The organism is Streptomyces sp. NPDC055078, from assembly GCF_053607985.1.
This window is the reverse complement of sequence record NZ_JBSGUP010000777.1, coordinates 1-3548: the sequence shown is the minus strand read 5'-3', so window position 1 is coordinate 3548 and position 3548 is coordinate 1. Positions and strand designations below refer to the sequence as shown.

Annotated in this window: 4 protein-coding genes; 3 read left to right on the top strand and 1 reads right to left on the bottom strand. The window is 71.8% G+C overall.

Features of this window, described 5'->3' with window-relative positions; all coding sequences use genetic code 11:
- From ACWF94_RS36500 to ACWF94_RS36490, 3 genes are all read left to right on the top strand, one after another.
- Positions 1 to 347: LysM peptidoglycan-binding domain-containing protein (locus tag ACWF94_RS36500; protein WP_453498874.1), on the top strand; the 347-nt coding region annotated here is incomplete at its 5' end.
- Positions 348 to 616: 269 nt separating this feature from the next.
- Positions 617 to 1900: a glycosyltransferase gene (locus tag ACWF94_RS36495; protein WP_453498872.1), complete on the top strand. Its 1284-nt coding sequence runs from the start codon at positions 617 to 619 to the stop codon at positions 1898 to 1900.
- Between the two features lie 83 nt (positions 1901 to 1983).
- Positions 1984 to 3021, top strand: a complete 1038-nt coding sequence (locus tag ACWF94_RS36490) for a helix-turn-helix transcriptional regulator (protein ID WP_453498876.1) — start codon at positions 1984 to 1986, stop codon at positions 3019 to 3021.
- Here the strand turns inward: ACWF94_RS36490 and ACWF94_RS36485 are convergent.
- Positions 2945 to 3548, bottom strand: a 604-nt coding sequence (locus ACWF94_RS36485) for a cytochrome c oxidase subunit I (RefSeq protein WP_453498870.1), incomplete at its 5' end; no start/stop codon positions are given. The two genes, ACWF94_RS36490 and ACWF94_RS36485, sit on opposite strands and share 77 nt — an antisense overlap.

Sequence of the window (3548 nt, the reverse complement as noted above, 5' to 3'; positions counted from 1 at the left end):
CCGGCAACGGCTACTACGGCGGACTCCAGTTCTGGCAGCCGACCTGGGAGTCGTTCGGCGGCACCGCCTACGCGCGGCGTGCCGATCTCGCCACCCGGGGACAGCAGATCAAGGTCGCGGAGGAGGTGCTCCGCGTCCAGGGGTGGGGCGCCTGGCCCACCTGCTCGAAGCGCTACGGCCTCAGTGGCCGCGTCCACACCGTCCAGGCCGGCGACACCCTGACCTCGATCGCCCGGCGGTTCGGCGTCGACGGCGGCTGGCAGGCGCTGTACGACGCCAACCGGGACGTCATCGGCCCCTCGCCGGACCGGCTGGCCGTGGGGATGATGCTCACCCTCCCCGAGTGACGGCGGGCGCCCTCCGGGTGCCGCCAGTGCTCCGCCACCGACCCTCCGGGTGCCGCCCGCCACCGGCCCCCGATGCCGTCCGCGTCCGGCCCCCGATGCCGCCCGCGCGCTGTCCCGTACGGCCACCCGTACGCCGCGCGGGACCCGGCCACCCGTACGCCGCGCGGGACCCGGCCACCCGTACGCCGCCACGGCCCCGCCCCTACCCCCCGACCAGTAAAGTCCGTTCCTGACCATTACTGCCCCTGGGGGAACGGACGCCACGGCGTATGCGCATCTCTTTTCTGCTCCACAACGCGTACGGGATCGGGGGAACGATCCGTACGACCTTCAATCTGGCCCAGGCTCTCGGCGAGCGGCACGACGTCGAGATCGTCTCCGTCTTCCGCCACCGCGAAGTGCCCCTGATGGGTGAGCCCGAGGGGGTCACCATGAGGCATCTCGTCGAGCTGCGGAAGAAGAGCCCCGACTACGACGGGGATCATCCCGACTACGGGCGTCCCGCCCGGGTCTTCCCGCGCGGCGACGGCCGCCACAAGCAGTACAGCAGGCTCACCGACACCCGTCTCGCGAGCCATCTGCGCACCCTCGAAGCCGATGTCGTCGTCGGCACCCGGCCGGGACTCAATGTGCACATCGCCCGCCAGACCCGCCGGGGAGTGGTCCGCGTCGGCCAGGAGCATCTCGCGCTCGACGGCCACGGCGCCCGGCTGCGCCGCGAGATCGGCTACCGCTATCCGCTGCTCGACGCGATCACCACGGTCACCGAGGCGGACGCCCGCGCCTATCGCTCCAGGCTCCGGCTGCCCGGCGTACGGATCGGCGCGATCCCCAACAGCGTGCCCGAGCCGTCCGTCCCGCCCGCCGACGGCACCGCCAGGTATGTCGTCGCGGCCGGCCGGCTCACCAAGGTCAAGCGGTACGACGTGCTGGTCGAGGCGTTCGCGGTGGTGGCCGCCGCGCGCCCCGACTGGAGCCTGCGGATCTACGGCAGCGGTGACGCGACCGGCAACGAGCGGGACGCCCTCGCCGCCCTGATCGAACGGCGCGAGCTGACCGGCCGTGTCTTTCTGATGGGCAACGCCAACCCGCTGGAGGCGGAGTGGGTGAAGGGCTCGATCGCCGCCGTCACCTCCGCGCGGGAGTCCTTCGGGATGACCATCGTCGAGGCGATGCGCTGCGGGCTCCCCGTCGTCGCCACCGACTGCCCGCACGGACCGCGCGAGATCATCTCGGACGGTGTGGACGGACGGCTGGTCCCGGTCGGCGACGTCGAGGCGATCGCGGACGCGCTCCTCGGGCTCATCAACGACGACTCCCTGCGGCAGCGCACGGCCCGTGCCGCCCTCGCCGCGTCCGCCCGCTTCGACCCCGCGCGGATCGCCGAACGCCACGAGACCCTCTTCACGGAGCTGGCCGATGAGGCCCGGACCGGCTCCCGCAGCGCCCTGCGCGACACCGTGCACCGGGGGAGGGGCGCGCTCTACGGCACCGCCTACGCCGCCCGGCACCTCGCCGCCGCGGCCCTCCGGCGTACCCGGAGGGCCGCCTGACGCGGCCGTCCGGGTACGGCCGGGCCGCCGATCCCCAGGGCATGCGGACAGAAGCTGTCCGCATGTCCTGGCAGACTGGCGGCATGCTGGAGACCTCCGCCCGACTGCTGCGTCTGCTCTCGCTCCTCCAGGCCCATCGCGACTGGCCCGGTGCCGAGCTGGCACGCCGGCTCGGTGTCACGCCGCGCACGGTGCGGCGGGATGTCGACCGGTTGCGGGAGCTGGGCTATCCCGTCAACGCCAGCCCCGGCACGGGCGGCGGCTATCAGCTCGGCGCGGGTGCCGAACTGCCGCCGCTGCTGCTGGACGACGAGGAGGCGGTCGCCATCGCGGTGGGACTGCGCACCGCGGCGGGCCAGGGCGTCGAGGGGATCGGCGAGACATCCGTACGCGCTCTGGCCAAGCTGGAGCACGTACTGCCGAACCGGCTGCGCCGGCGGGTGAGCGCGCTCCACTCGTTCACCGTGCCGATGATGCGGACCGCCGGCTCCCAGGTCGACCCGTCGGTCCTCACCGATCTGGCCAACGCCTGCCGGGACAGTGAGCGGCTGCGCTTCGAGTACCGCGACCACGCCGACACCACCACCCGCCGCACCGTCGAACCGCACCGGCTGGTGTGCACCGAGCGGCGCTGGTACCTCGTCGCCTGGGACCCGGACCGGGACGACTGGCGTACGTTCCGGGTGGACCGGATCACTCCCACACCGCCGCACGGCCCGCGCTTCACCCCGCGCACCCCACCGGCCGAGGACCTCGCGGGCTATGTGTCCCGGGGAGTCTCCACCCATGCGTACCCGGAGTGGGCGGTGATCCGGCTCCATACGTCGGCCGCCGAGGCGGCCCGGCACATCGGGCCGTCCGACGGGGTCCTGGAGCCGGACGGCCCGGATGGATCACCCGGATCAGCTGGATCACCCGGTCCGGATGGAGCGGAGAGCTGCATCCTGCGTACGGGCGCCGCGAGCCTGGAGCTGATGGTGATTCATGTGATGCTCATGGGTGTGGACTTCGAGGTGATCGAGCCGGTCGAGCTGACCGATCACATCAGAGCGGTCCGGGACCGTCTCTCCCGTGCCCTGGACCGGTCGGATTCCGCTCCGCCGCGCGCTCCAGCGCCGTGAACTCCGGATGGTGCAGATCGAACGCGGGGGACTCGGAGCGGATGCGGGGGAGTGAGACGAAGTTGTGCCGGGGCGGCGGACTGGACGTCGCCCACTCCAGCGACCGCCCGAACCCCCAGGGGTCGTCCACCTCGACCTTCTCCCCGTACTTCGCCGTCTTCCAGACGTTGTAGAGGAACGGCAGCGTCGAGATCCCCAGCAGAAACGAGCCGATCGTCGACACCGTGTTGAGCGCCGTGAAGCCGTCGGCCGCCAGATAGTCCGCGTACCGCCGGGGCATGCCCTCCGCGCCCAGCCAGTGCTGGACCAGGAAGGTGGTGTGAAAGCCGGTGAACAGCGTCCAGAACTGGATCTTGCCGAGCCGCTCGTCGAGCAGCTTGCCGGTGAACTTGGGCCACCAGAAGAAGAATCCGGCGAAGGTCGCGAAGACGACGGTGCCGAAGACCACGTAGTGGAAGTGCCCCACCACGAAGTACGAGTCGGTGACCTGGAAGTCCATCGGCGGCGACGCCAGGATGACGCCGGTC

Coding starts and splice junctions, on each gene's coding strand:
- ACWF94_RS36490 (WP_453498876.1), top strand. CDS start 1,984: ATGCTGGAGACCTCCGCCCGACTGCTGCGTCTGCTCTCGCTCCTCCAG.
- ACWF94_RS36495 (WP_453498872.1), top strand. CDS start 617: ATGCGCATCTCTTTTCTGCTCCACAACGCGTACGGGATCGGGGGAACG.